This window comes from Rhizobium sp. NRK18 (assembly GCF_024385575.1).
Lineage (GTDB): Bacteria > Pseudomonadota > Alphaproteobacteria > Rhizobiales > Rhizobiaceae > JANFMV01.
The window spans coordinates 1,698,770-1,724,247 of the sequence record NZ_JANFMV010000001.1; the positions used below are offsets into that span (position 1 = coordinate 1,698,770).

A 25,478-nucleotide genomic window follows, 5' to 3' on the forward strand; every position below is an offset into this window, starting at 1 on the left:
GCGCGGCGATCAAAGGCCGAAGCCGTGCCGCAGGAGGAGGATGATCGCCAGTGCGGCGACGATCGTCACGATCTGCGAGTAGCGCAAGCCAATCACAAGTGCGGCGGCTATGGTGATCTTCACATCGTAGCCGCCGTAGACGAATGCTGGTGCCCAGAGCGTCGTCAGCACCGCCGCCGGCACGGCGTTCAGCGCCGCTTCCAGCCGTGGCGGCATGGTCTTCAGCCGGGTGATCAGGACATATCCGCCGATGCGGGTGAGGTAGGTCACTATGGCGGACGCCAGGATCAGCAGAACCATATCGAGATGAAACTGGTCGCTCATTCGACCACCGCCTTCGGCTGAGCGCCATTTTGATCCGGCGTGGTCCTGACTGGCAGCAGGGCGGCGACCGCGACGCCCGCGATCGCCCCGATGCTGACGTGCCAGGGCGAACCCACCAGCTTGAGGGCGAGCGTCGAAGCTATGGCGCTGGTGCCGACGATCGGCAGGAAGCGGCTTCGCTTGCGAAAGCCGATGACGAGCCCGAGGAAATAGACGGGCAGCAGGACGTCGAGGCCGAGCGCGTGCGGATCGCCGATCAGCTGGCCGAAATAGGCTCCGACCATGGTCATGATCAGCCATTGCCCGTAGATCAGCGTGCCGCAGCCGAGATACCAGGTGAAGGTGAGCGATTTCGTCTTCTCGTAATGACGCAGCGATTCGGCAAATTGCGGATCGGTGAGCAGGAAGAAGGTGAGGGCGCGCTGGAGGACGCCGAATTCGCGCACGAAAGGCGCAAGAGCCGCGGAATAGAGAATGTGGCGGAAATTCACGGCAAAGACCGACAGAACCACAAGCCATGCTGGGACATGCTGGCCGAACAGTTCGATACCGACGATCTGGCTGGCGCCGGCATAGATCGTCGCGCTCATCAGCGATGCCTCGCCGAAGGTCACGCCGTTGGCTGTCGCGAGCGCTCCGAACAGGAGACCGAACGGTGCCGAGGCCAGCACCGGCAGTCCGCCGCGCACGCCGAGAAGAAACTCTCTTGAGTTCATTTTTGTCCCCTTTGCTCAAGGCTTAGGACGCTAAGGCTTCCAAAGCAATTCAGTTCTCTTATGATCGCTTTCAAACAATTGAACCATCATTGGGTTCTGACGGCTCTCGCAGCAGTTGCGTGCCGAAAATCTGTGAAGGCGACCATGAAACCGATCGAATTTCCCAAAGAGGAGAAGCTGGCGCTGGCCAGGCGTCTGCAGGACTATCTGCAGGAGGAGGCCGACGTCGATATCGGCCAGCTCGGAGCGGAATTCCTTCTCGAGTTCATTGCCAAGGAGATCGGCATCCACTTCTACAATCGCGGCCTCAGAGACGCGCAGGCGTTCGTAACCGCGAAGATGGAAGACGTGGTCGAGGCGATCTCTCTTCTGGAGCGGGAGGCCTGACGGCGTCCTAGATCTTCTGCTTCTTCATCTGGAACGTATGCTCCGGACCGGGGAAGGAGCGGGCCTTCACTTCGCTTGCATAGTCTTCAACCGCTTTCGAAATCTGCGGCGCCAGCTCGGCGAAGTGCTTGACGAAGCGGGGCTTGAAATCGTTGAAGACACCGAGCATGTCGTCGACGACGAGGATCTGGCCGTCGCAGGCGGGCGATGCACCGATGCCGATCGTCGGCGCGGCATTGCCGTCGGAGAGTTCACGGGCGACCGGCTCGATCGTGCCTTCGACGACCATGGCGAAGGCACCGGCCAGCGAGACGGCGCGGGCATCGCGGCGGATCTTGTCGGCCTCTTCGTCCGTGCGCCCGAGCGAGCGGTAGCCGCCGGTCGCATTGACGAGCTGCGGCATCAGGCCGATATGGCCCAGCACCGGAATGCCGCGGGTGGTCAGGAAGCGGATGGTTTCTGCCATTTCCTCGCCTCCCTCAAGCTTGATACCGTCGCAGCCGGTTTCCTTCATGATGCGGGCGGCATTGCGGAAGGCCTGCTCCTTGGATTCCTGGTAGGAGCCAAACGGCATGTCGACGATGACGCAGGCATGGCTGACGCCGCGCATGACGGCTTGGCCGTGGGCGATCATCATCTCCATCGTCACGCCGACCGTCGTCGGCAGGCCGTAGAGCACCATGCCGAGCGAATCGCCGACCAGCAGGAAATCGCAGTGCGGATCGAGCAGCTTGGCGATCGGCGTCGTGTAGGCGGTCAGCGAGACGATCGGACGCTCGCCCTTGAGGGCGGTGATGGCGGCGGGCGTGAGCCGCTTTTCGCGGACGGTGACACTCATGGCATATACTCGCTTGCTGTCAGGCAGCTTTGGCGCCGGCGTTCAGGCCGAGCACGCGGTTGTCGAGGAGCTTGGTCGTGCCGATGCGCACGTAAAGCAGGAGCAGGACGGGCCTGTCCTTGAGATTGCCCGGCTGCTGCAGCGTGGCAGCGTCGCGGATGGCGACGACCTCCGGATTGGCCAGCGGCTCGGCCCGGATGAAATCGCGGATGGCACCTTCAAGCGCTGCGACGTCCTCGAGGCCCGAGGCGATCAGCCGTTCGGCCTCGGCCAGCGCCCGCGGCACGATGACGGCAGTCTTTCGCTCTTCCGGCGAGAGGTAGACGTTGCGCGAGGAGCAGGCGAGGCCGTCGGCTTCCCTTACCGTCGGCACGGGCACGATTCGGACGGGGATTGCCAGATCCTCCACCATGCGGCGGATGATGGTGACCTGCTGGTAGTCCTTTTCGCCGAAATAGGCGCTGTCCGGCTGGACGATGTTGAAGAGTTTCGAGACGACGGTGGCGACGCCGGCGAAATGGCCGGGGCGAGCCTCGCCCTCCAGCTCGCTTCCGAGCTTCGGCACGTCGACGACGGTTTCCATCGGCCGCGGATACATGTCCTCGACGCCCGGCGCGAACAGGAAATCGACGTCCGCTTTGGCCAGCATGGCGCTGTCGCGGGCGAGGTCGCGCGGATATTTCGCCAGATCCTCGTTGGCGCCGAACTGCAGCGGATTGACGAAGATGGAGGCGACGACGATGTCGTTTTCGGCGCGCGCCCGGCGCACCAGCTCCATGTGGCCGACATGCAGGTAGCCCATGGTCGGCACGAAGCCGATGCTGCGGCCGGCGGCGCGGTGCGGCGCCAGGCTTTCCCTCAGATCCGCGATGGTCTTGAGTGTCTTCACGTCCGTCCTCCCATGCCGACGGATGCACAAAAAAGATGCGGCGATTCCCTAACCTGTGCGCTGCAAAAAGGCAATTGCATCGGGGCTGATATGGGTACGCCGAGCTATTCGGCCAACAGGGAGCGGCTGGAGACGATTTCGACGCCTTTTGCCCGCATCTCCTCGATCGCCTGGCGGACGCCTTCCGGATCGATGCCGCGCGAGCCGTCCTCGACAAAGCGGATTGCGACGCCCGGCAGCATGTCGACGGCATCGAGCGCGGAAAACTTGACGCAGTAGTCGGTGGCCAAACCCAGGAGATCGATCTCGGTTACTGCCATCGCCTTCATGTAGTCGGCAAGGCCGGTCAGCGCCGCCTGGTCGTTGTCGCGGAAGGCAGAATAGCTGTCGACGGCGGGGTTCTGGCCCTTCTGCTGAATGAAGTCGATCCGGTCGGCATGAAGGTCGGGACGCAGTTCGGCGTCCGCGGTGCCCTGGACGCAATGGTCTGGCCACATCATCTGCGGTTTGCCGGAGAGTTCGCCAATTTCAAACGGCGCCTTGCCCGGATGGGCGGAGGCGAACGAGCCGTGGCCGGCCGGATGCCAGTCCTGCGAAGCGACGATCAGATCGTAGCGGCCGCTGTCGATCAGGGCGTTGGCGACTGGCACCACCTGGTCGCCGTCCGGCACGGGCAGGTTGCCGCCGGGGCAGAAACCGTTCTGGATGTCGATCAGCAGCAGGGCTTTGGTCACGGGGCATGTCCTTCTCTTTGACAGGGCCGCACGATGCCAAGGGTCGGGGCAGGGATCAAGGTGCGCAACGGCCAAAAATGCCGCATCAGCCTGCCGCAATTAAGCCGCGATAAGAGCGATGGAGTGACCGTCCCACGCTATCCTGGATTTCCCATGCGCTTCGTCCTCGCTCTTGCCATCCTCGCCGCCGTCACCGTGCCCGCTCTTGCCGACAGCTATACCCATCAAGGGTTGGTGGAGCCGGTCCTGCATCTTTCCGGTCCGCACCAGACACCGACCGTGGCGCTCACCTTCGACGCCTGCATGGGCCGCACCGATCCGCGCATTCTCGGCGAACTTGTCGAGAAGAAGATACCGGCGACGATCTTTGTTACTGCCCGCTGGCTGAAATACAACCGGGCGTCCTTTGATGTCCTGCGCGCCCATCCGGACCTGTTCGAGATCGAGGACCACGGCGAGAACCACATTCCGGCGGTCGATCGGCCGATCTCGATCTACGGAATCAAGGCGGCCGGCTCGACCGAGGCGATCGGCCGTGAGGTGGAGGGCGGGGCTAAGGCGATCACCGCCGCCGGCGCGCCGCAGCCGAAATGGTACCGCGACGCCACCGCCGTCTACAGCCCGTCGGCAATCACCGAGATCAAGGCGCTTGGCTACCGCGTCGCCGGCTTCTCCGTCAACGGCGACGGCGGCTCGCTGCTCGGCGCTTCGGCCTCGGCCCGCCGCATCGGCTCGGCCAAGGACGGCGACATCGTCATCGCCCACATCAACCAGCCGACTCACGCCGCCGGCGAGGGCGTGGTCAAGGGCATCGAGACGCTGCGGGCGAAGGGTTATCGCTTCGTGCGGCTGGCGGATGTGCCGGAGGATGATGCGGGGGCGGTGAAGGCGGGCGGGTGAGGCTACCCTGAATTGCAAAACCGGCTATCATCCTGCCATGAGCCTGATTCACAACGAGCGGACAAAAATGCTGGCAAATTCCCTTGACCGAACCTCGACCGCCTGCGTCGTCGCGGGTCTGATTGCGCCGGCCTCCGCGATCGTCAATCATTCGTCGTCGGCGCCTGCGTTCTCCTGGGGCAATGTCGCCGGAACCGTGATTTGGCTTTTGGCCGCAGTTGCACTACATTTACTGGCAAGACGGTCCCTAGGAGGATTGCAGTCATGACCGGAATGGAAATCTTTTTCTACCTCGTCCTGCCGGCCAGTATCGTTCTTGCCGGATGGATCGCCGTGCGCCTCAATGAACGTGCGGGAAGGCACCGCCTGCATCCGGGCGAGTGACGTGAGTCCAGTCCTTCACAGCCCAAGCAAATAGCTCGAGATGTCCTCCCACTGCGGATTGTTTTCCTCGATCAGGTTCAGTTTCCACGCGCGCGGCCATTTCTTGATGTTCTTTTCGCGCTGAATGGCATCGATCAGCAGGTCATGCTCCTCGAACCAGACCAGTGTCTTTACCCCATATCTCGACGTGAAGCCGGGAGTGAGTTCGTTCTGGTGTTCTTAGAGACGCGTGGGCAGATGACGGGTGACACCGGTGTAGAGCGTGCCGTTGCGTTTTGAGGCGAGGATATAGACGTAACCCTTCATGGGAAGAGCATGATGGGTGCGTCTCTGAATTGCAAATGAGATTCTTTCGCGCGAAAGACTTCGCGCTGCTGGATCCCCGGGACAAGCCCGAGGATGAGGGAGCATGGGGATGCACCTCGACCAGCAATATCCGCTCCATTGCTTGGAGACGGGTGAACGATAGGGTAATCACATCACGGCAAGCACGACCTGTCTTCTGGCACAAGAGGCGCCAAAAACTCTGCCCTCATCCTCGGGCTTGTCCCGGGGATCCAGCCGGCTCGTGTCCACGAGCCGAGAAGAACTAGCTTAAACGTGAGTGCGCAGTTCCCTCACACCCGCGCCACGAACCCGTCCAGCACGCGTTTCTGCCCGGCCTTGTCGAAATCCACCGTGAGCTTGTTGCCCTCGATGGCGGAGACGTTGCCGTTGCCGAATTTCTGGTGGAAGACGCGGTCGCCGACGGTGAAGGCGGACGGGGTGTCGGTGGTCGACTTGGCGACGAGTTCGCCGTCGATGGTGCGGCCGCGCGGGCCGGCTTCGCCGTAGCCGATGCGTTCGACGGCGTGGCCGGAGCGGTTGCCCCAGTTCGAGCGGGTCGCCTCGGAGCGGTTGGCCTGGGCGCGCTTCCAGCCGGGCGTCGAATAGGAATTGCTGAAAGGGTCGGCCGTGTCGAAGCGCGACTGGCCGTAGCTGCCGCGCCCATAGCCGCCATAGGAGGTCTCGACCTCGGCGACCTCGACATGGGTCGTCGGCAGTTCGTCGAGGAAGCGTGACGGGATGGTCGACTGCCAGAGGCCGTGAATGCGGCGGTTGTTAACGAACCAGATATGGCAGCGGCGCTTGGCCCGCGTGATGCCGACATAGGCGAGGCGGCGCTCTTCCTCCAGTCCGGCGCGGCCGCTTTCATCGAGCGAGCGCTGGTGCGGAAACAGGCCTTCCTCCCAGCCGGGCAGGAAGACGGTGTCGAATTCGAGCCCCTTGGCCGAATGCAGCGTCATGATTGACACGGCGTCGAGGTTTTCGTTTTGCTCGACATCCATGACCAGCGAGACGTGTTCGAGGAAGCCGCGCAGCGACTCGAACCCCTCCATCGAGCGGATCAGTTCCTTCAGGTTTTCCAGCCGGCCCGGCGCTTCAGCCGACTTGTCGGCCTGCCACATGGCCGTATAGCCGCTCTCGTCGAGGATCTGTTCGGCAAGTTCGGTATGCGGCGTGTTTTCCAGCAAAGACTGCCAGCGGCGGAAATCGGTGACGACGTCGAACAGCGCCTTGCGCGGCTTCGGCTTGAACTCGTCGGTCTCGATCACTGCCGCTGCGGCGGCCAGCATCGGAATGTCGCGGGCGCGGGCGTAATCGTGCAGCTGGCGGACGCTGGCGTCGCCAAGGCCGCGCTTCGGCGTGTTGATGATGCGCTCGAAGGCGAGGTCGTCGGCCGGCTGGCAGACGAGGCGGAAATAGGCCATGGCGTCGCGGATCTCAAGCCGCTCGTAGAAGCGCGGGCCGCCGATGACGCGGTAGTTGAGGCCGAGCGTGACGAAGCGGTCTTCGAATTCGCGCATCTGGAAGGACGCGCGCACCAGGATCGCCATGTCGTTGAGCTCGTGCTTCTCGCGCTGGAGCTGCTCGATTTCCTCGCCGATGGCGCGGGCCTCTTCCTCCGAATCCCAAGCATTGTGGACCTGCACCTTGTCGTCGTCCGGATCGGTGCGGTCGGTGAAGAGCGTCTTGCCCAGGCGCCCCTCGTTGTGGGCGATCAGGTGGCCGGCAGCGCCGAGAATATGCTCGGTCGAGCGGTAGTTTCGTTCGAGCCGGATGACCTTGGCTCCCGGAAAATCCTTCTCGAAGCGCAGGATGTTGTCGACCTCGGCACCGCGCCAGCCATAGATCGACTGGTCGTCGTCGCCGACGCAGCAGACATTGATCGGCTCGCCCTTCGGCCGCTGGGCCAGAAGCCGCAGCCACATGTACTGGGCGGTGTTGGTGTCCTGATACTCGTCTACGAGGATGTATTTGAAGCGGCGATGGTAATCCTTGAGGATGCCGGGCTCGCTGCGGAAGATGTGGATCGGATGCAAAAGCAGGTCGCCGAAATCGCAGGCGTTCAGCGTCTTTAGCCGATCCTGATAGGCCTTGTAGAGTTCGCGGCCCTTGCCATTGGCAAAGGCGCGGGCGTCGCCCTCGGGAATCTGCTCCGGCGTCAGCCCCTTGTTCTTCCAGTTGTCGATCATGCCGGCGAACTGCTTGGCCGGCCAGCGCTTGTCGTCGAGACCCTCGGCCTGGATGATCTGCTTGATCAGCCGGATGACGTCGTCGGTGTCGAGGATGGAAAAATCGGACCGGAGGCCGACGACTTCGGCGTGGCGGCGCAACAGCTTGACGCCGATCGAGTGGAAGGTGCCGAGCCAGGGCATGCCTTCGACGGCGTCGCCGAGCAGCAGGCCGATGCGCTCCTTCATCTCGCGCGCCGCCTTGTTGGTGAAGGTCACGGCAAGGATCTGCGAGGGGAAGGCGTGTCCGGTCGAGAGAATATGGGCGATGCGGGTGGTCAGCACGCGGGTCTTGCCCGTGCCGGCGCCGGCCAGAACCAGCACCGGGCCTTCCGTCGTCTCTACCGCATCGCGCTGTTCCGGGTTCAGGCCGGCGAGGTAATCCGGGGCGCGATGCTGGCCGCGAGCGGCCATCGCACGGGCGGCGATGCCGCCGGACGCCGGCGCATGGGGAGCGGGCGTCCTGGGTTCGGGTTCCTCGTCGAAAAAGGGAATATCGTCATAACCACCGATCATGCGGCTCAATGTAGTGATTCGGTTCCAAAAGGCAAAAGAAAGAGAACAAAAGGCGCACTTACCCCGTGAATTGATGGGGTTTACGGTGAGATCAAACGGAAGTGTGATCGAACATGACCAAATTGTAATCTTGTTTCGCTTGTCGCAATTTGGGATTAAATCATAATGCAGACTGACTGACTGTGAGCGGAGCGGGCGACCAGGGGCGGAACCAAAGGTCGCAGCAGAACTCCGCCACCCCCCGGAGAAATTGATGCGTCTGTGGAAACAGCTTGTTTTGAGCCTGATCGTTTTGTGTGCCGGTCTTTATGTGTGGGTGACTTTCGTGCCCGGCGCCGGTGCGCTGCTCGAGAAGATGGGCCTTTCGCAGGAGGTGGTCGCCGCCATTGCTCCCAAGAGTGAAGGTGCGCCCGCAACAGGGCAGGGGCGCGGCCGCGGCGGATTTCGCAACGGCCCCACGGTTGTCGTTACCGCTCCGGCCGGAGAGGGCGTCGTCAACGACCAGTTGACGGCTATCGGCAATGGCGAGGCGATCGAATCCGTCGTCATCGCGCCGCAGGCCTCCGGCAATATCGCCACGGTCAATATCCGCTCGGGCGACCGGGTGAAGAAGGGCGAGGTGATCGCCAGCCTCGATCGCGAGGAACAGGTGATCGCCCGCGACCAGGCACAGGTGGCGCTCGAAAGCGCCGAAGAGAAGCTGTCGATCTACAAGAACGCGAAGTCGACCGTGTCGCGTGTGAGCCTGGTGGAAACCGAGATTGCCGCGAAGTCGGCGAAGCTCGCCCTCGACAATGCCGAGCTGACGCTGAAGCGGCGCGATATCGTTTCACCGATCGACGGCATCGCCGGCATCATTCCGGTCAGCGTCGGCGATTACGTGACGACCTCGACCGCGATCGTAACCGTGGACAACCGCTCCGAACTGCTGGTCGATTTCTGGGCGCCCGAGCGGTTCGCGGCGGGTATGGCGACCGGACAGCCGGTGCAGGCGACGGCGGTGGCGCGGCCCGGCGAGGTGTTTTCCGGCGAGATCGAAGCCGTCGACAACCGCATCGATGAGGCCAGCCGCACCTTCAAGGTTCGCGCCCGCATTCCCAATGCCGACGACAAGCTGCGCGCCGGCATGGCGTTTACGGTGTCGATGAAATTCGGCGGTGACAGCTATCCCTCCGTCGACCCGCTTGCCGTGCAGTGGGATTCCGACGGCTCCTATGTCTGGCGGGTGACCGAAGGCAAGGTGGAGAAGGTCCGCGTCGCCATCATCCAGCGCAATCCGGACGTGGTTCTGGTCAAGGCCGATATCGCCAAGGGCGACGGCATCGTCACCGCCGGCTTGCAGCGGCTGCGCGAGGGCGCCGAGGTGCAGGTCGCCGGGGCGCCGGAAGCCGAGAAGCCGAAAGCCGAGGACGGCAAGACCGTTCCCGAAGCCGAGGTGAAGGCGCCGACAGCCGAGCGGGGTGCTTAAATGGCGGCAGAGGAAACCCCGACAACCGAACACGGCTCGACGGCGCTCTTCGTGCGCCGGCCGATCCTGGCGCTGGTCTTCAATGCGCTGATCGTCGTTGCGGGGCTTGCCGCCTATTTCGGCGTTGAGGTGCGCGAACTGCCGGACGTCGACCAGCCGGTCATCACCGTGCGCACCACCTTCACCGGCGCATCGCCGGAGACGGTCGACCGCGAGATCACCCAGGTCATCGAGGGGGCGGTCGCGCGCGTTTCGGGCTTGAAGTCGATGTCCTCGACCTCGTCCTTCGGCTCCAGCCGCGTGACGCTGGAATTCACCGATGCCACCGATCTCAACGTCGCCTCGATGGATGTGCGTGATGCGATCAGCCGGGTCACGAACCAGCTGCCGGACGACGTGGACGATCCTCGCATCGTCAAGGCGGATGCGGATTCGCAGCCGATCATGCGACTGGCGCTGACCTCCGACACACTGTCGATCGAGGACCTGACGCAGCTCGTCAACGACCAGATCGCCGACCGGCTTGCCTCCGTCGAGGGGGTTGCGGACGTCGAGGTCTATGGCGACCAGGACAAGGTGTTCAAGGTCGATGTCAGCCAGTCTGAGCTTGCGAGCCGCGGGCTGACGATTGCCGACATCAGCACGGCGCTTTCCTCCATGGCGCTCGATGTACCGGCGGGATCCCTGACCAGCCTGAAGCAGGATATCGTGGTGCGCGCCACCGCGTCGCTGACGAAGCCGGAGGATTTCGCCAATATCCTGATCAACGACCGCGTGCGCCTTGGCGACGTGGCGACCGTGACCTTCGGGCCGGACACCGGTTCGACGACGCTGCGGGCCAACGGCAAGCCCGGCGTCGGCATGGGCATCATCCGGCAGGCGCAGTCGAACACGCTGTCGATTTCGGCGGGCGTTCACAAGGCGGTCGAAGAGATCCAGAAGACGCTGCCGGAAGGCACATCGATGCGCATCAGCAGCGACGACGCGGTCTTCATCCAGGGATCGATCGAGGAGGTCATCCGCTCGCTGATCCTGGCAGCCGTGATCGTCGTCGCGATCATATACCTCTTCCTGCGCGACTGGCGGGCAACGATCATTCCCGCGGTCACCATGCCGGTGGCGCTGATCGGCACGCTGGCGGCAATCTACATTGTCGGGTTTTCCGTCAACATCCTGACGCTGCTGGCGATCGTGCTGGCGACCGGCATGGTGGTCGACGACGCCATCGTCGTGCTTGAAAACATCGTCCGGCGGCGCGGCGAGGGGATGGGACCGCGGGCGGCAGCCGTGCTCGGCACGCGCGAGGTGTTCTTCGCCGTCATCGCGACGACGGCGACGCTGGCGGCCGTGTTCGTGCCGCTGTCCTTCCTGCCGGGCCAGATCGGCGGCCTGTTCCGCGAATTCGGCTTCGTGCTGGCCTTCTCGGTCCTCATCTCGTCGGTGGTGGCGCTGTCGCTCTGTCCGATGCTCGCCTCGCGCATCCTCACCTCGCATTCCGTCAGGCATGGCGGCATGCTCGCCAATCTGGGCAACCGGCTCGGCGGGCTCTACCGGGTGCTTCTGAAGGCGGCGCTGGATGCGCCGATGGTCATCCTGATCGCCGGTGCGCTCTTTGCTCTCGCAGCCCTCGGCACGTTCGGTCTCCTGACCAGCGAACTGACACCGAAGGAAGACCGGTCGATGCTGCTTATGCGCGTCTCTGCGCCGCAGGGCGTCAGCCTCGATTACACCCGGGACCAGATGCAGCAGGTCGAGGAGCGGCTGAAGCCACTCGTCGACAGCGGCGAAATCCAGAGCATCTTCTCGATTTCCGGCTTCGGCTCCAACACCAATTCCGGCTTCATGGTCATGCAGCTGGCACCCTGGGGCGAGCGCACGCGTTCGCAGGACGAGATCGCTGCGGACGTCAACAAGGCGACGGCGGCGATACCGGCCGTCAGCGCATTTGCGATGCAGCCGAACAGCCTGCATATCCGCGGTGCCGGCAACGGGCTGTCCTTCGCGATCGTTGGCGCGACACATGAAATCCTGTCGGAGGCCGCCATCAAGCTTGCCGACGCGATGCAGGACGACAAGGCGTTCTTCTCCAATCCGCGGCTTTCCAACGACGCCCGCCAGGGTCAGCTCTCCGTCGTCCTCGACCGTGAGCGCGCCTCGGATCTCGGGATCAACATTTCAGGGCTTTCGGCGGCGCTGCAGTCGCTGCTCGACGGAAGGTCGGTCGGCGACGTCTATGTCGATGGCCATTCCTATGACGTGATGCTGACCTCGGACACGCATCCGATCGATGATCCGACCGATCTCGAGAACGTGTTCCTGAAGACGGGTGACGGCAAATACGTGCCGATGTCGACGATCGCCACGCTGGAGGAGCGGTCGGTGGCGCCGAGCCTGTCGCGCGAAAACCAGCTCGCCTCCGTCGGCCTGCAGTCCAATCTCGCCGACGGCGTTTCGCTGGGCGCCGCGCTTTCCGAACTCAACCGGATCGCGGCCCCGATCCTGCCGCCGGGCGCTCGCGTCCTGCCGCTCGCCGAAGCCGCCAGCCTCGGCGAAAACTCGAACGGCATGGCGGTGACGTTCGGCTTTGCGATCATCATCATCTTTCTCGTGCTGGCCGCGCAGTTCGAAAGCGTGCTCTCCGCCATCATCATCATGGCCACCGTGCCGCTTGGCCTCGCCTGCGCCGTCTTCGCCATGCTGATGACTGGCTCGTCGCTCAACGTCTACAGCCAGATCGGACTGGTTCTGCTGGTCGGCGTCATGGCGAAGAACGGCATTCTCGTGGTCGAGTTCGCCAACCAGCTGCGCGATCGGGGTTACGACGTGCGCCGGGCCATCGAGGAGGCCGCCAATCTCCGCCTGAGGCCGGTGATGATGACGATGATCTCGACCGTGCTCGGCGGTGTGCCGCTGGTACTTGCGCATGGCGCAGGGGCGGAAGCCCGCATCGCGCTCGGCTGGGTCATGGTCGGAGGATTGGGGATGGCAACGGTCATCACGCTGTTCGTCACGCCGGTCGCCTATCTGCTGCTGGCGCGATTCGCCAAACCGCATGCGGACGAGGAAAAGCGCCTGCATCGCGAGATGTCTGCGGCACACGAGCTTCAGGCCGGCGAATAAACCCGTTGCTTTGTGTCTTTGCGCGATTTGCGGTCAACCAATTGCCGTATTTCGTGGTAAGAGGCAGATGACAGCACAAGGATCTCGGAGACTTCACTTCCATGCTCAAGCGTATTGCCATACTTGCCCTCGCTGGCACCTTCCTCAGCGCCTGCACCACCACCGACCCCTATACCGGTGAGCAGAAGGTTTCCAACACGGCGGGCGGCGTGGCGCTCGGTGCTGCAGCCGGCGCCGTCGGCGGCCTGCTGCTTGGCAACGGCCCCACCAGCCGCCGCAACGGTGCATTGATCGGAGCCGGCATCGGCGCGCTGGCCGGCGGTGCGATCGGCAACTACATGGACCGCCAGGAAGCCGAGCTTCGCGCCCAGCTGCAGGGTACCGGCATCTCGGTCACCCGCAACGGCGACAACATCATTCTCAACATGCCGTCGAACATTACCTTCCCGACGGACCAGTATGCGGTGATGCCGGCCTTCTATCCGACGCTGAACTCGGTCGCGATCGTGCTGAACAAGTTCAACAAGACGCTGGTCGACGTCAACGGTCATACCGACTCGACCGGCTCGCTTCAGCACAACATGGAACTGTCGCAGCAGCGTGCCACTTCGGTCGCCAACTACCTGGCCGGCCAGGGCGTCGACGCCCGCCGTATGTCGGCCATGGGCTTTGGCCCGAATCAGCCGATCGCAACCAATGCGACGGCTGAAGGCCGCGCCCAGAACCGCCGCGTCGAAGTGCAGATTTCGCCACTGCGCGAAGGCTGAGCGTAGAGATCGTGACGAACTGTCCGGCGGGCGTTATGCCCGCTGGACAAGCCGCGCCGGCTGTCCCATACCTGCACTCCAAAATGGACATGGAGGAAGACCCATTGGCGCGTGAACATGCAAGACCGGGTGTCCGCAACGAAGACGGTATCGCTGCGGTTCTCGGCATTTTGAAGCAGAGCTTCGGCGAGCGCTTCCAGACCGGTGAAGCCTTCCGCGCCCAGCATACGCACACCACCACCTATCTTCCGGCGCAGTTGCCGGACGGCGTCGCCTTCGTTGAAAACGCCGACGAGGTGAAAGTGATCGTCAAGGCCTGTGCCGAGCACAAGGTTCCGGTCATTCCCTTCGGCGCCGGCACGTCGCTCGAGGGCCAGGTGAATGCGCCGAGCGGCGGCATTTCCATCGATTTCTCGCGCATGAACAAGGTACTTTCCGTCAATACCGAAGACCTCGATTGCACGGTGGAGCCGGGCATCACCCGCGAAGACCTCAATACCTATCTGCGCGATACCGGCCTGTTCTTCCCGATCGATCCGGGCGCCAACGCCTCCATCGGCGGGATGGCGTCGACGCGGGCTTCCGGCACAAATGCGGTGCGCTACGGCACGATGAAGGACAATGTGCTTTCGGTCACCGCCGTCACGGCCAATGGCGAGGAAATCCGGACCGCTCAGCGGGCGCGCAAGTCCTCCACCGGCTACGACCTGACGCGGTTGTTCGTCGGCGCCGAAGGTACGCTCGGCGTACTGACCTCGGTCACGCTGCGCCTGCAGGGCATCCCGGAAAAGATCGCCGGCGGCGTTTGCGCCTTTCCGGATATCGAATCGGCCTGCAACGCGGTCATCATGACCATTCAGCTTGGCATTCCGGTCGCCCGAATCGAGCTTCTGGATGCGCTTCAGGTGCGCGCCTGCAACGCCTATTCCGGCCTCAGCAACGAAGAGAAGCCGACGCTGTTTCTCGAATTCCACGGCAACGAGCAGACGGTTGCCATACAGTCGGAACAGTTTGCCGAAATCGCGGCCGAGTTTGGAGGCGGCGAATTCCGCTGGACCGTGAACGCCGAGGAGCGCGCCAAGCTGTGGAAGGCGCGCCATGACGTCTACTGGTCGGTGAAGGCGACGGCGCCGGACAAGGCGATCCTGGCAACGGACGTCTGCGTGCCGATCTCGCGCTACGCCGATTGCGTCACCGAAACGCACCGCGATATTCTCGAGCACGGCCTGTACGCGCCGATCGTCGGTCATGCCGGTGACGGTAACTTTCATACCTCCGTCGTGTTTGACGACAAGGATGAGGCCGATGTCGCCAAGGTCGAGGCGTTCATCGCCCGGCTGGCGCAACGGGCGCTTTCGATGGACGGCACCTGCACCGGCGAACACGGGATCGGGCAGGGGAAGAAGGGTTTTCTCGTCGAGGAACTTGGCGGCGCGGTGGATTTGATGCGGCAGATCAAGCAGGCGCTCGATCCCGACAGCATCTTCAATCCCGGGAAGATCTTCGATCCGGCTTGATCGCGGCGCCGGAAAATTTCATGCTTGGAAGGCTCCGGATTTTCGGGCCGAAGAGGCGGACAAGGGAGTAAGGCAGTTTGCTCGGACGGATCATCCTGTTCTTTGCGGGACTTCTCGTCGTCGTACTGTTTACGGCGCTGATCGCACCGATGTTCATCACCTGGAATGATTTTCGAACCCAGTTCGAGGATCAGGCCAGCCGTATTCTCGGCAAGAAGGTGGTGGTCAACGGCGACGTCCAGGTGCGCATCCTGCCGTTCCCGACCGTGACCTTGCACGACGTGCAGGTCGGCCGGGACGAAGACGGCAATCCGCTGATCCAGGTGGCCAACTTCTCCATGGACATGGAACTGGCGCCGTTCCTTTCCGGCGAGGCGCGCATCGTCGAGATGCGCATCGATCAGCCGCGCGCCCGCCTGAAGCTCCTGCAGGACGGCACGCTCGACTGGATGCGCGGCAGCCATTCCTCCATTCCGGCCAAGACGGTCGTTCTCGAAAAGGTCTTCATTATCGACGGCGAGGTGGCCTTCGTCGACGACCAGACCGGTCGCGACCGGGTTGTCTCCGACATCAACACGGAAATGTCGGCGCGTTCGCTGGCCGGCCCCTGGCGGGCGGATGGAGACGCCGTTTTCGATGGCCATCCGTCGCATTTCTCCTTCTCGTCGAGCGCGCCCGACGAGAAGAATGGCACGATCCGCGTTCACACCACCATCAAGCCCGAGGCGGTTCCGGTGACCGTGGAGACGGACGGCGACCTGGCGATCGTCGATGACCGGCCCCGCTATGACGGACAGTTCACGGCGTCGATGATGGCGGAGGTCGAGGACAAGGCGGAAGGCGGGGAGAAGTCCCGCAACCTGCCGCCGCGCGTCAAGGGCAAGTTCGAGCTCAACAACGAGCGCATCCGCATCCCCGAATACCGTCTCGAAGTGGGATCGCTCAGGGATCCCTATGTGGTGACCGGGGAGGCGACCTATGACACGGGAACCAAGGGCGATTTCTTCCTCAAGGCGGAAGGTCAGCAGATCGATGTGGCGCGGCTCGACACCGGTCCGGCCCAGAAGACCGCGCGGCCCGGTACGCAGCGCCTCAGCGCCGCAGACCGGCTGGCCACGCTGATCGGTCTGGCGCGCCGCATTCCGATCCCGAGCGTGCCGGGACGCGCCGAAGTCAAGCTGCCGGCTATCGTTGCCGGCGACACGACGGTCCGCGACGTGCTCTTGAAGGTCGAGCCGAACGGCAAGGGGTGGACGATCGACAATGCCGAGGCGACATTGCCGGGTCGGACGAAGATCGAGGGCTCCGGCAAGCTCACCCTTGTCGGCAGCGCGGTCTTCGACGGCCACCTGACCGTGGCGTCGCGCCAGCCTTCGGGTGTCGCCGACTGGCTGACCGGCAGCGTCGCACCGGAAATCCGCAACCTCAGGACGGCCGGCTTCTCCGCCGATGTCAGCCTTTCGCCGGAAGTGCAGAATTTCGACAATCTCGAGGTCATCACCGGCGGTGCGACCATGAAGGGCCGGATCGGCCGCGTATCGCTCAGCGGACAGGTGCCGGCCCTGACCGTCGATCTTGCCGGCGAGCGCATCGATCTCGACGTGTTGCGGGCGTTGACGAGCCTGATGATGGGCCAGGACACCGGCAGCGGGCTTCTGGGACACGACATCGATGCCCATCTGGCTGCCGGCCGACTGACGGCTTTCGGGGTGGAAGCGCAGCAGGTCGATGCCGCCTTCTCGCTGTCGAATGGCGCGCTCTCGGTCAAGACGCTCGACATCGGCAATATCGGCGGCGCCAAGGTCAGTACCTCGGGTGAAGCGGAAGGGTCCGTTTCCGGCATGTCTGGCAGCGGCGACGTGCATTTCGACGTTGCCGATGCCGGTCCGTTCCTGCAAATGCTTGAGAAGAGCATGCCGGCGCATCCGGTTCTCGCACGTCTGGCGGAAAACAGTTCCTGGTTCGACAACACGGCACTCGACGTGGCGCTGTCGGTCGGTGGCGGCGACAGGAGCGGAATTTCCGCCGATATTCGCGGCACGTCCAACGGCAGTAATGTGACCGCCCGGATCGGACTGAAGAGAGTCGCGGCGCTTGCCGACCACACGGGACTGTCACTCGACCTGACGCTGACCAATCCTCGCTCGTCGATCCTGTTCGGCCAGCTCGGCTTTGCGCCACTGCCGGTCGGCGGGCTCGAGGATGGACGCGTTCGCCTGGTCTTCAATGGGGCCGACGGCGAGAAGGGGCGCACGCAGGTGACCTTCGACGCCGGAAGCACGCATCTCGCCGCCGATGGCAATGTCAGCCTGGCGGCGGACGACTTCCTGCAGGGCGATCTCAACCTCACACTCAAGAGCGACGACATCGAGCCCTATCTCATCTTGAACGGCGTGGCTCTGCCAGGGCTCGGCGACGGTCTTCCGATCGACATGACGTCGAGCGTGTCGGTTGCCCCCGATACCGTCACATTCGACAAGCTCGCCGGAAATGTCAGCGGCGATGCCTTCAGCGGCATGCTCTCCGTCAAGCGTGGGCAGCCCGTGCTGACCATCGGCGGCAATCTGGCATTCGACAGCCTCGATCCCTACTGGCTGGCCGAAACGGTCTATGGTCCGCTCTATGATGTTTCGACCGGCGACTACACCAATGCCCCGTTCGAGCCGCCGATGAGTTCGGTCGCCGACATCGATCTGACGCTGAAGGCCGGGGAAGTGCCTGTCGGGCTTGGCGAGCCGGTTCGCTCGGTCACCGGAACGCTGACGAGCCGCAATGGCGTGCTCAATTTCGAGGAGCTGACGGGCGAGCTGTTTGGCGGCAAGGTCAGCGGCCATCTCCGGCTGGCCAACAGCAATGGAACCGGATCGCTGCAGGCAGGCCTTGAACTCGCCGGCGCCGATGCCAAGCGTCTGTTCTGGAGCCGCGGCGGCAAGCCGGTGATCGAGGGCGGTCTCACCGGCAATGTGACGGTCGAGACGAGCGGCGCAACCCTTTCGGCGCTTGCAAGGACACTCGGCGGTTCCGGTGAACTCGATGTGGCCGGCGCAAAGATCAACGGGTTGGACCTTTCCATCCTGCCGACCTTGCTCGCTGCCAACGAGCAATCCACCGGCGACAACATTTCCAACGAGAGCGTGGCCGGTGAAGTCCTGCCGCTGCTCCTGAACGGCAGCAGTGCCGTCGGTGACCTCAAGGTTCCGTTCAGCATCACCAACGGTCGCTGGCGGGCCAACAACCTTTCGGCCACCACCGCAACGGCGCAATTGTCGGGGGCGGCCGATTTCGACGTTCAGGATCGCGACATGTCAGGTGCGCTGCAGATCGCCTTTGCCACGGGCAAAGACGACGTTGCCGGCGCCAACGCCAATCTGACGTTGCAATATTCCGGTCAGCTGAATGCACCGCAGATGAAGGCCGATGTGACGGGACTGACCAATTACCTCTCGCTTCGGGCCTTCGACCGCGAGCGGCGTCGCGTCGAGCATCTTCAGGCCAATGTGCTCGAAAAGCAGCGGCTGCGGCGCGAGGCATCCCTTTATCAGGCGATGGATGAGCGTCGCGCCGAAGAGGCGAAGAAACAGGACGCCATCCGCCTTGAGGTGGAACAGCACCTCAAGGAGCTTGCCGATCAGGAGAAGAAGGCCCTGGACAAGCGCAATGCCGAGCTCGAGGCCGCAAAGCGGGCGGCGGAGGCGGCGGCACAGAACCCGCAAGACAATGTGCCGGTGTTCGACGTCGTGCCCCTGCAACGGGCCGAGCCGATCATCGTGCAGCCGCCTGCAGTTCAGACGCCGCCACCGGCCGAGCCGAAGGCCGAGGCACCGGCGCCGAAAGAGGAACCGGCTGCCGGCGGAGGTAACCTTAAGTTGGATTCCTGGTTGAATTTGCGCTGATTCATGCCATGATGATTTCAGGTCGTGGGGCGGCCCGCTAAAATACGAAAATCGGGGAAATATGGTGCCGGATAGTCAGTCTGGACTCCATGCGGGTGTGTGCTTCGTCCTGAGTTTGTCGCATCCAGGGGGCTTGTGATGTCGTGGCGTGGCGTAGTGCGTTTGGTAGGGGCAGTCGCGATTTTTCTGGCGACGGCCGGATTTCTTCAGACGAGTCAGAAATTTCCCGTGACGAGCGCGTCACCGCACACCGCAGCGGTTGCGATTTCCAGCCCGGCCGTACCGCAATCGTCCGATCCGCAGAGTTATCTGATGCGTTGGGTGTCGGCCTGCGAGCAGGAGTTCGGGGCACACGGGCACAATCCGAACGAAGCGTTGCTGCGCAGTTGCACCAGCTATTGAGCGGCGGGCGGTTCGCCGCCACTGCGGTACCATTCCAGGACATAGACGCGGAGGGACGATGACAGGTTTGCGTCCTCGGAGCGATGATCGTCAATCTCGGCGATCAGTGCCGCGAGCGACATTGCCCGCCGGTCCGCGATCGCCTTCAGTTCTTCCCAGAACACGTCTTCCACCGTGAAGCTGGTGCGGTGGCCGTGCAGGGTTGCGGAATGTTTGCGGATCATCGGTGTGCCTGCTTGGGGCTACAGAATGGCTCGGGGAAGGGGCGTCGGCCGCTTGAGAAAATGAGTCCGTTTCCCGCCGGAACCAGCTGAAGGCATTGTTTCTTTCGGCGGTCGCAGCGCTCAGTCCTTGGAGCCGTCGTCCGTCTCGCGGCGGCCTTCGTCCAGGCGTTTGCGTTCCAGCATGTTGCGGGCCGTCGTCAGTTCCTTTTCGGCCTTGGTGCGTCCGAAGGAAATGCGGTTCTGCTCGGCAGTCTTTTCCTTTTCCTGCCGGGTCTTCTGCTTGCGCGCCATGCGCAGATTGACGATCTCGGCGGTCATGTCCAGTTGGTCTCCTGCCTCGTGCGGCCCCATAGGGTTCATGCGACCATGAAAAAGGGGAGCCGCGCTCCCCTGGTTCTTACTGTTTCTTGCGGAACGCATCGAGCGAGACCACGGAACCGGATGGCTTGCCGCCGCCGTCGCCGTCAGGGCCCGGATCTTCGCCGGGCGTCTCGGATTCGTTTTCGGCCTTGGGCGCTGCGGGCGCCGGGTAGGCGGTCACTTCTCCGCCTGCCTCTTCCTCGACTACCGGCACGTCGAATTCGACCTCGAAATTGACGGAGGGATCGTAGAAGCCGCGGATGGCCGCAAAGGGGATCACCAGCTTTTCGGGCGTGTCGGAGAAGGAGAGGCCGATCTCGAACTGTGTATCGGTCACCTTCAGGTCCCAGAACTGGTGCTGGATTACGATGGTCATCTGCTCGGCATATTTCGCCTTGAGGTGCTGGGAAATCCGCACGCCCGGCGCGCCGGTCAGGAAGGTGATGAAGAAGTGGTGTTCACCCGGCAGGCGGCCCGTTGCGGCGACTTCGGACAGGACCTTGCGGATCACTCCACGCAGCGCATCCTGTGTCAGAATATCGTAACGGATATGGTCATGGCCCATCGTGCATTCATTCCTTCATCATCACGAGCGCGACCGTACCAAGGCGCGCAGTTGCCGGCTAGAGCATTGCATTCAGCGAGGAATCTTACCTCAGCCGGTTCTTCGAATCCTCTTACACCATAAAGAGCGAGAATGGGAGTAGGTGACGGGGGTGTAGGTGAAGGCTTCTGTTGCCAGGTGCCTTCGGACCCCGCCTTAAAGTGCTACCCTCAAGGACTTAGGTTGGGTTTCCCGCACCGCCATTAGGCAGCGAGAGCGTAACCCTGAGCGTTGTTGTCGTTTGCAACTACTCTAGTGACCCGATAACGGTGGTATCATGCCGGGTAAAAAGTCGATCTTTACGCCCTTGTCGATCCTATATCGCCCCCATCACAAGCCGGCCATTGCATCAGCCGTTCCGCCGGTTTGTGGTGGAGGCGCCGGGTACCGCCCCCGGGTCCAATAGGTTTATTACATCGCTGTTTATCACCATAGCCGGGCAAGCCGGCAGACCTGATATAGGTGTTTCCGTCGCCCGTGAAAAGGGGGGCCGGTCGACATGGTGCGACAAAATCCCCTGTCAGCTTGACGAAGTCATGTGCGCAGACCATTCTGCCGGTGCAGTTTAATCGATCCTCTGTAAAGATTATTTCTTGGGAAGGAACAGAAGATGACGGACTACCTTGCAGATGTGAAGAAGTACGATGGCGCCGCGGATGCGGATATTGTCAAGAAGATCGAGCGTCATCTTGGCATCGCTCTTCGCAACAGGGATTCCTCGCTCGTATCCTGTTCCGATCCGAAGGAACTCGATCGCGTCAAGGCAAGCTGGTGCGGCAAGAAGCTCGGCGTCGAGGGAGCCGATGCCGACAAGGCGGTGGAAGCCGTCTGCGCTGCCATGTCCGCCGACCGCACCAAGTCGCGCGTCACCTTCTACTATCTCGTCGCCAAGGAACTCGGGAAACTCGGCGATCTCTGATCCTTGCCTGAAGCCGTGCCGCATGCAGAAGGGCCGCTCACCGGGCGGCCTTTCGATACCGTGAGCAAAACCGCTGGACAATGCCGCTTGTCTGTTGGCCGCGGCGTCGCCGTGACCTACAATACGCGACGAACGAATCTACGGGCAGCGTCCATGAAGCAATATCTCGATCTCCTCGATCATGTCCTTTCGACCGGCACGGACCGCGGCGACCGCACGGGTACGGGCACGCGCTCCGTCTTCGGTTACCAGATGCGCTTCGATCTCGGCGAAGGCTTTCCGGTCCTGACGACGAAGAAGCTGCATCTGCGCTCGATCATCCATGAACTCCTGTGGTTCCTGAAGGGCGACACCAACATCGCCTACCTCAAGGAACACGGTGTCAGCATCTGGGACGAGTGGGCCGACAAGGACGGAAATCTCGGACCGGTCTACGGCGCGCAGTGGCGGTCGTGGCCGGATTACAATGGCGGGCATGTCGATCAGATCGCTGCCGTGGTCGAGAGCATCCGCAAGAACCCGAATTCGCGCCGGCACATCGTGTCTGCCTGGAACCCCGCTCTCGTCGACGAGATGGCGCTGCCGCCGTGCCACTGCCTGTTCCAGTTCTACGTCGCCGACGGCAAACTCTCCTGCCAGCTCTATCAGCGCTCCGCGGACGTCTTCCTCGGCGTGCCGTTCAACATCGCCTCCTATGCGTTGCTGACCATGATGATCGCGCAAGTGACAGGCCTGAAGCCCGGCACGTTCGTCCATACGCTCGGCGACACGCACATCTATCACAATCACTTCGAGCAGGCCCGGCTGCAGCTACAGCGCTCGCCGAAGCCGCTGCCGACGATGCGCATCAACCCGGAGGTAAAGGATCTCTTTGCCTTTAAGTTCGAGGACTTTACGCTCGAAAACTACGAAGCTGATTCAAGCATCAAGGCGCCGATCGCAGTCTGAGTCCGGTTTTCAAGCCAAGGTATTCGAATTGATGGACATTTCCCTTGTCGTCGCGGTTTCCTCCAACGGCGTCATCGGTCGTGACGGCGACATGCCGTGGAGGCTTTCGACCGATCTGAAGCGATTCAAGTCGCTGACGCTCGGAAAGCCGGTGATCATGGGGCGCAAGACCTTCCAGTCGATCGGCAAGCCTCTGCCGGGTCGCCTGAACATCATCGTTACGCGGGATCCGGCCTTCGAGGCGGAAGGGTGTGTCACGGCTTCGTCGCTGTCGTCCGCGGTCGCGCTCGCCGAAGACGAGGCGCGGCAAGAGGGCCTGGATGAAATCTGCATTGTCGGTGGCGGCGAGATCTATCGCCAGGCGATCGAGGCCGGCTTGGCGACGGTTGTCCATCTGACCCATGTGGACGCCGAGCTCGATGGCGACACGCGTTTCCCGCCGCTCGATCCCAGGGTCTGGGAGAAGCAGAGCGAGACATCGGTTCCTGCAGGGGAAAAGGACAATTTTCCGACCCGCTATGCCGTTTACAGGCGCCGTTGACGCGGGACTCAAACAATTTTTCCAATAAAACCTGCCTTCCGTCTGCCGTTACATTGAAAGCGCCTTCCCGCATACCTATAAACGGGCAGTGGCTGTGCCCGGGCGATCTCTGATCGGCGAGGGCATAGGGAGTTGTTTCTAGACAAGAGGTATGAATGCCCTGGAGCAATCAGAATGGCGGCGGCGGCGGTCCTTGGGGCGGCGGCGGCGGCAATAATCAAGGCCCCTGGGGTCAAGGTCCGAACCGTCCGCGCAACAATGGCGGCAATAACGGCGCTCCGCCGGATCTGGAAGATCTGATCCGTCGCGGGCAGGACCGGCTCAAGAGCATCGTGCCCGGTGGCGCGAATGGTGGCGTAGTCCTCATCGTCGCCGCGATTATTGCGGTCTTCTGGATTTTCCAGTCGGTCTATACCGTGCAGCCGGACGAGCGAGGCGTGGAACTGCGCTTCGGCCAGCCGAAAAAAGAAATCTCCATGCCGGGCCTGCATTTCCACTTCTGGCCGATCGAGACCGTCGAGATCGTCAAGGTCACCGAGCAGCAGCTCAATATCGGCGCCGGCAGTTCATCTACCTCGGCCGTCGGCCTGATGCTTTCGGGCGACCAGAACATCGTCAACGTGCAGTTCTCGGTGCTCTTCACCGTTACCGATCCGAGCGCCTACCTCTTCAATCTCGAATCTCCGCCACAGACGCTGCAGCAGGTCGCCGAAAGCGCGATGCGCGAAGTGGTCGGCCGCCGTCCGGCACAGGATATCTTCCGTGATGCCCGTCAGGGGATCGCTACCGATGTGAAGTCGATCATCCAGTCGACTATGGACAGCTACGGCGCCGGCATTTCCATAAATGCCGTGGCGATCGAGGATGCGGCCCCGCCGCGTGAAGTCGCCGATGCCTTCGACGAAGTGCAGCGCGCCGAACAGGACGAGGACCGCCTCGTCGAGGAAGCCAACCAGTACGCCAACAAGGTACTCGGCGGCGCCCGTGGCCAGGCCGCGCAGATCCGCGAAGAGGCAGCCGCCTACAAGGATCGCGTCGTCAAGGAAGCCGAAGGTGAGGCCCAGCGCTTCATCTCGATCTATGACGAATACAAGGAAGCGCCGGACGTGACCCGCAAGCGCCTCTATCTCGAAACCATGGAGAAGGTTCTGGAAAACTCCAAGAAGGTCATCATCGACGAGAAGCAGGGGGTTCTGCCTTACCTGCCGCTCACCGACCTCGGCTCGACCAAGCAGCAGGGAGGCAAGTGATGAACTCCAATCGTCTTCCCGCAATCCTGGTTGCCGTCGGCGTCATCCTGTTCCTCGGCTATTCCTCGATCTTCGTCGTCAATGCCCGCCAGCAGGCCGTGGTCATCCGCTTTGGTGAAATCCGGTCGGTCAAGACCGAGCCGGGTCTCTACTTCAAGCTGCCCTTCGCCTTCGCCAATGCAGACCGTGTGCAGTACGTTCCCAAGCAGGAACTGCGCTTCGACCTCGACGACATCCGCGTCCAGGTTTCCGGCGGCAAGTTCTACGAAGTCGACGCGTTCGTGGTCTACAAGATCACCGATGCGGCCCGCTTCCGCGAAACCGTCTCCGGCGACCGCATCTCGGCGGAATCGCGCATGCGCACCCGTCTCGACGCCTCGCTTCGTCGTGTCTACGGTCTACGCGGCTTCGAATCCGCGCTCTCCGACGCCCGTGCGTCCATGATGCAGGAGGTCCGTGACGACCTGCGTCCTGATGCGGAATCGCTTGGCATCAGCATCGAGGACGTGCGTATCCGCCGGACGGACCTGACCCAGGAAGTCTCGCAGCAGACTTATGCCCGCATGAAGGCCGAACGTCTCGCCGAGGCCGAGCTGATCCGCGCCCGCGGTTCGGAAGAAGGCCAACGCCGCCGTGCTGTCGCCGACCGCAAGGTCGTCGAAATCCAGGCGGAAGCGCAGCGCGATGGCGAGATCATCCGGGGTGAAGGTGACGCGGCCCGAAACAAGGCCTTCGCCGACGCCTTCAAACGTGATCCGGCCTTCTTCGACTTCTATCGGTCGATGGACGCCTATTCGAAGTCGATGAGCTCCGATTCGACGACGCTGGTTCTGTCTCCGGATTCGGAATTCTTCCGCTACTTCAATCAGGCCGATGGCGCCACGCCTTCCGACCGGGTTCCGCAGGCCATGCCGCAGGCGGGGGCTCCGGAAGCGGCAGCGCCTCAGCCGGCGACCGGCAGCGGGAACTGATTTCCGGCAATGTCCGACTTTTTGACCGGTCTGGCATTCTTTCTGATCATCGAGGGGCTGGTGTACGCACTGGCCCCTCGATTTCTCGTTGAAATGGCGAAGGTTTTGCCATCAATTCCCGAACAGCGCCTGCGGTATTTCGGCCTTGGGGCTGTCGCAGCCGGCGTGGCGCTGGTCTGGCTCATTCGCGGTTGAGCGGGTTCTCCGGCCGCTCGCGAAAGATTGTTTTTTCCTGTCGTGATTCCGCCCTA

Annotated in this window: 23 protein-coding genes, 1 other RNA gene and 1 pseudogene; 14 read left to right on the forward strand and 11 right to left on the reverse strand. The window is 62.8% G+C overall.

The features are described 5' to 3' along the window. Window positions 1-9: 9 nt before the first annotated feature. Window positions 10-324, reverse strand: a complete 315-nt coding sequence (locus NN662_RS07785; protein WP_261929721.1) for an AzlD family protein — start codon at window positions 322-324, stop codon at window positions 10-12. Further along, window positions 321-1,040, reverse strand: coding sequence for an AzlC family ABC transporter permease (locus NN662_RS07790; protein WP_261929722.1), 720 nt, complete (start codon window positions 1,038-1,040; stop codon window positions 321-323). The genes NN662_RS07785 and NN662_RS07790 overlap by 4 nt, the downstream gene beginning before the upstream one ends. A gap of 144 nt (window positions 1,041-1,184) precedes the next feature. Between NN662_RS07790 and NN662_RS07795 the strand changes: the two genes are divergently transcribed. Beyond that, the gene (locus NN662_RS07795; RefSeq protein WP_261929723.1) at window positions 1,185-1,427 is read left to right on the forward strand and encodes a DUF2164 domain-containing protein; all 243 of its coding nucleotides are present in this window, start codon (window positions 1,185-1,187) and stop codon (window positions 1,425-1,427) included. 7 nt (window positions 1,428-1,434) lie between these two features. On the opposite strand, the gene panB is transcribed toward NN662_RS07795, so the two are convergent. The 3 genes from panB to pncA form a co-directional block, all read right to left on the reverse strand. Then, entirely contained in the window at window positions 1,435-2,265 is an 831-nt protein-coding gene (gene panB, locus NN662_RS07800; protein WP_261929724.1) for a 3-methyl-2-oxobutanoate hydroxymethyltransferase, read from the reverse strand. A gap of 19 nt (window positions 2,266-2,284) precedes the next feature. After that, window positions 2,285-3,154, reverse strand: coding sequence for a pantoate--beta-alanine ligase (panC, locus tag NN662_RS07805; RefSeq protein ID WP_261929725.1), 870 nt, complete (start codon window positions 3,152-3,154; stop codon window positions 2,285-2,287). Window positions 3,155-3,258: 104 nt separating this feature from the next. Then, window positions 3,259-3,888, reverse strand: a complete 630-nt coding sequence (pncA, locus tag NN662_RS07810) for a bifunctional nicotinamidase/pyrazinamidase (RefSeq protein WP_261929726.1) — start codon at window positions 3,886-3,888, stop codon at window positions 3,259-3,261. A gap of 153 nt (window positions 3,889-4,041) precedes the next feature. Between pncA and NN662_RS07815 the strand changes: the two genes are divergently transcribed. Beyond that, complete coding sequence (locus NN662_RS07815) at window positions 4,042-4,788, forward strand: polysaccharide deacetylase family protein (protein WP_261929727.1); 747 nt, start codon at window positions 4,042-4,044, stop codon at window positions 4,786-4,788. A 399-nt stretch (window positions 4,789-5,187) separates the two neighbouring features. On the opposite strand, the pseudogene NN662_RS07820 reads toward NN662_RS07815, so the two are convergent. Both NN662_RS07820 and NN662_RS07825 read right to left on the reverse strand, forming a co-directional pair. Next, window positions 5,188-5,478: pseudogene (locus NN662_RS07820) on the reverse strand (GIY-YIG nuclease family protein). A 311-nt stretch (window positions 5,479-5,789) separates the two neighbouring features. Beyond that, a complete protein-coding gene (locus tag NN662_RS07825) occupies window positions 5,790-8,243 on the reverse strand; it encodes an ATP-dependent helicase (protein ID WP_261931901.1) in 2,454 nt (817 codons plus the stop codon). Between the two features lie 253 nt (window positions 8,244-8,496). Between NN662_RS07825 and NN662_RS07830 the strand changes: the two genes are divergently transcribed. From NN662_RS07830 to NN662_RS07855, 6 genes are all read left to right on the forward strand, one after another. Continuing rightward, window positions 8,497-9,711 carry an efflux RND transporter periplasmic adaptor subunit gene (locus NN662_RS07830; RefSeq protein WP_261929728.1) on the forward strand — a complete coding sequence of 405 codons (1,215 nt, stop codon included), beginning with the start codon at window positions 8,497-8,499 and terminating at the stop codon, window positions 9,709-9,711. Next, window positions 9,712-12,831, forward strand: a complete 3,120-nt coding sequence (locus NN662_RS07835; protein WP_261929729.1) for an efflux RND transporter permease subunit — start codon at window positions 9,712-9,714, stop codon at window positions 12,829-12,831. It abuts the gene before it with no gap. Window positions 12,832-12,932: 101 nt separating this feature from the next. Continuing rightward, window positions 12,933-13,598 (forward strand): OmpA family protein, encoded by a 666-nt coding sequence (locus NN662_RS07840; RefSeq protein WP_261929730.1) that lies wholly within the window; start codon window positions 12,933-12,935, stop codon window positions 13,596-13,598. A gap of 89 nt (window positions 13,599-13,687) precedes the next feature. After that, the gene (locus NN662_RS07845) at window positions 13,688-15,115 is read left to right on the forward strand and encodes an FAD-binding oxidoreductase (protein ID WP_410010970.1); all 1,428 of its coding nucleotides are present in this window, start codon (window positions 13,688-13,690) and stop codon (window positions 15,113-15,115) included. A gap of 77 nt (window positions 15,116-15,192) precedes the next feature. After that, window positions 15,193-19,008 carry an AsmA family protein gene (locus tag NN662_RS07850; protein ID WP_261929732.1) on the forward strand — a complete coding sequence of 1,272 codons (3,816 nt, stop codon included), beginning with the start codon at window positions 15,193-15,195 and terminating at the stop codon, window positions 19,006-19,008. 138 nt (window positions 19,009-19,146) lie between these two features. Further along, the gene (locus tag NN662_RS07855; protein WP_261929733.1) at window positions 19,147-19,410 is read left to right on the forward strand and encodes a hypothetical protein; all 264 of its coding nucleotides are present in this window, start codon (window positions 19,147-19,149) and stop codon (window positions 19,408-19,410) included. Here NN662_RS07855 and NN662_RS07860 read toward each other — a convergent pair. The 4 genes from NN662_RS07860 to ssrA form a co-directional block, all read right to left on the reverse strand. Beyond that, window positions 19,404-19,634 (reverse strand): ribbon-helix-helix domain-containing protein, encoded by a 231-nt coding sequence (locus NN662_RS07860; protein ID WP_261929734.1) that lies wholly within the window; start codon window positions 19,632-19,634, stop codon window positions 19,404-19,406. The genes NN662_RS07855 and NN662_RS07860 overlap by 7 nt on opposite strands. Window positions 19,635-19,754: 120 nt before the next feature. Then, window positions 19,755-19,952 (reverse strand): DUF4169 family protein, encoded by a 198-nt coding sequence (locus tag NN662_RS07865; protein ID WP_261929735.1) that lies wholly within the window; start codon window positions 19,950-19,952, stop codon window positions 19,755-19,757. Between the two features lie 79 nt (window positions 19,953-20,031). Further along, window positions 20,032-20,559, reverse strand: a complete 528-nt coding sequence (locus tag NN662_RS07870; RefSeq protein WP_261929736.1) for an SspB family protein — start codon at window positions 20,557-20,559, stop codon at window positions 20,032-20,034. Between the two features lie 156 nt (window positions 20,560-20,715). Next, window positions 20,716-21,086, reverse strand: a transfer-messenger RNA (tmRNA) gene (ssrA, locus tag NN662_RS07875). Between the two features lie 122 nt (window positions 21,087-21,208). On the opposite strand from ssrA, the gene NN662_RS07880 reads away from it, so the two are divergent. The 6 genes from NN662_RS07880 (at window position 21,209) to NN662_RS07905 (ending at window position 25,422) form a co-directional block, all read left to right on the forward strand. Beyond that, complete coding sequence (locus NN662_RS07880) at window positions 21,209-21,517, forward strand: DUF2853 family protein (protein WP_261929737.1); 309 nt, start codon at window positions 21,209-21,211, stop codon at window positions 21,515-21,517. Window positions 21,518-21,670: 153 nt separating this feature from the next. Continuing rightward, the gene (locus tag NN662_RS07885) at window positions 21,671-22,465 is read left to right on the forward strand and encodes a thymidylate synthase (protein WP_261929738.1); all 795 of its coding nucleotides are present in this window, start codon (window positions 21,671-21,673) and stop codon (window positions 22,463-22,465) included. Between the two features lie 31 nt (window positions 22,466-22,496). Further along, entirely contained in the window at window positions 22,497-23,006 is a 510-nt protein-coding gene (locus tag NN662_RS07890; RefSeq protein ID WP_261929739.1) for a dihydrofolate reductase, read from the forward strand. A 155-nt stretch (window positions 23,007-23,161) separates the two neighbouring features. Beyond that, window positions 23,162-24,256, forward strand: coding sequence for an FtsH protease activity modulator HflK (gene hflK, locus NN662_RS07895; RefSeq protein WP_261929740.1), 1,095 nt, complete (start codon window positions 23,162-23,164; stop codon window positions 24,254-24,256). After that, entirely contained in the window at window positions 24,256-25,227 is a 972-nt protein-coding gene (gene hflC / locus NN662_RS07900) for a protease modulator HflC (RefSeq protein WP_261929741.1), read from the forward strand. The genes hflK and hflC overlap by 1 nt, the downstream gene beginning before the upstream one ends. A 9-nt stretch (window positions 25,228-25,236) precedes the next feature. Beyond that, entirely contained in the window at window positions 25,237-25,422 is a 186-nt protein-coding gene (locus NN662_RS07905) for a DUF2065 domain-containing protein (RefSeq protein WP_261929742.1), read from the forward strand. Window positions 25,423-25,478: the final 56 nt, after the last annotated feature.

Bases quoted from the DNA above. Each gene is read 5' to 3' on its own strand.
- NN662_RS07840 (WP_261929730.1), top strand. From the start codon at position 12,933: ATGCTCAAGCGTATTGCCATACTTGCCCTCGCTGGCACCTTCCTCAGC.
- NN662_RS07870 (WP_261929736.1), bottom strand. From the start codon at position 20,559: ATGGGCCATGACCATATCCGTTACGATATTCTGACACAGGATGCGCTG.
- NN662_RS07845 (WP_410010970.1), top strand. From the start codon at position 13,688: ATGGAGGAAGACCCATTGGCGCGTGAACATGCAAGACCGGGTGTCCGC.
- NN662_RS07785 (WP_261929721.1), bottom strand. From the start codon at position 324: ATGAGCGACCAGTTTCATCTCGATATGGTTCTGCTGATCCTGGCGTCC.
- NN662_RS07860 (WP_261929734.1), bottom strand. From the start codon at position 19,634: ATGATCCGCAAACATTCCGCAACCCTGCACGGCCACCGCACCAGCTTC.
- NN662_RS07825 (WP_261931901.1), bottom strand. From the start codon at position 8,243: ATGATCGGTGGTTATGACGATATTCCCTTTTTCGACGAGGAACCCGAA.
- NN662_RS07905 (WP_261929742.1), top strand. From the start codon at position 25,237: ATGTCCGACTTTTTGACCGGTCTGGCATTCTTTCTGATCATCGAGGGG.
- NN662_RS07830 (WP_261929728.1), top strand. From the start codon at position 8,497: ATGCGTCTGTGGAAACAGCTTGTTTTGAGCCTGATCGTTTTGTGTGCC.
- NN662_RS07790 (WP_261929722.1), bottom strand. From the start codon at position 1,040: ATGAACTCAAGAGAGTTTCTTCTCGGCGTGCGCGGCGGACTGCCGGTG.
- NN662_RS07885 (WP_261929738.1), top strand. From the start codon at position 21,671: ATGAAGCAATATCTCGATCTCCTCGATCATGTCCTTTCGACCGGCACG.
- NN662_RS07815 (WP_261929727.1), top strand. From the start codon at position 4,042: ATGCGCTTCGTCCTCGCTCTTGCCATCCTCGCCGCCGTCACCGTGCCC.
- panB (WP_261929724.1), bottom strand. From the start codon at position 2,265: ATGAGTGTCACCGTCCGCGAAAAGCGGCTCACGCCCGCCGCCATCACC.
- hflK (WP_261929740.1), top strand. From the start codon at position 23,162: ATGCCCTGGAGCAATCAGAATGGCGGCGGCGGCGGTCCTTGGGGCGGC.
- hflC (WP_261929741.1), top strand. From the start codon at position 24,256: ATGAACTCCAATCGTCTTCCCGCAATCCTGGTTGCCGTCGGCGTCATC.
- NN662_RS07795 (WP_261929723.1), top strand. From the start codon at position 1,185: ATGAAACCGATCGAATTTCCCAAAGAGGAGAAGCTGGCGCTGGCCAGG.
- NN662_RS07880 (WP_261929737.1), top strand. From the start codon at position 21,209: ATGACGGACTACCTTGCAGATGTGAAGAAGTACGATGGCGCCGCGGAT.
- NN662_RS07890 (WP_261929739.1), top strand. From the start codon at position 22,497: ATGGACATTTCCCTTGTCGTCGCGGTTTCCTCCAACGGCGTCATCGGT.
- NN662_RS07835 (WP_261929729.1), top strand. From the start codon at position 9,712: ATGGCGGCAGAGGAAACCCCGACAACCGAACACGGCTCGACGGCGCTC.
- NN662_RS07865 (WP_261929735.1), bottom strand. From the start codon at position 19,952: ATGACCGCCGAGATCGTCAATCTGCGCATGGCGCGCAAGCAGAAGACC.
- NN662_RS07855 (WP_261929733.1), top strand. From the start codon at position 19,147: ATGTCGTGGCGTGGCGTAGTGCGTTTGGTAGGGGCAGTCGCGATTTTT.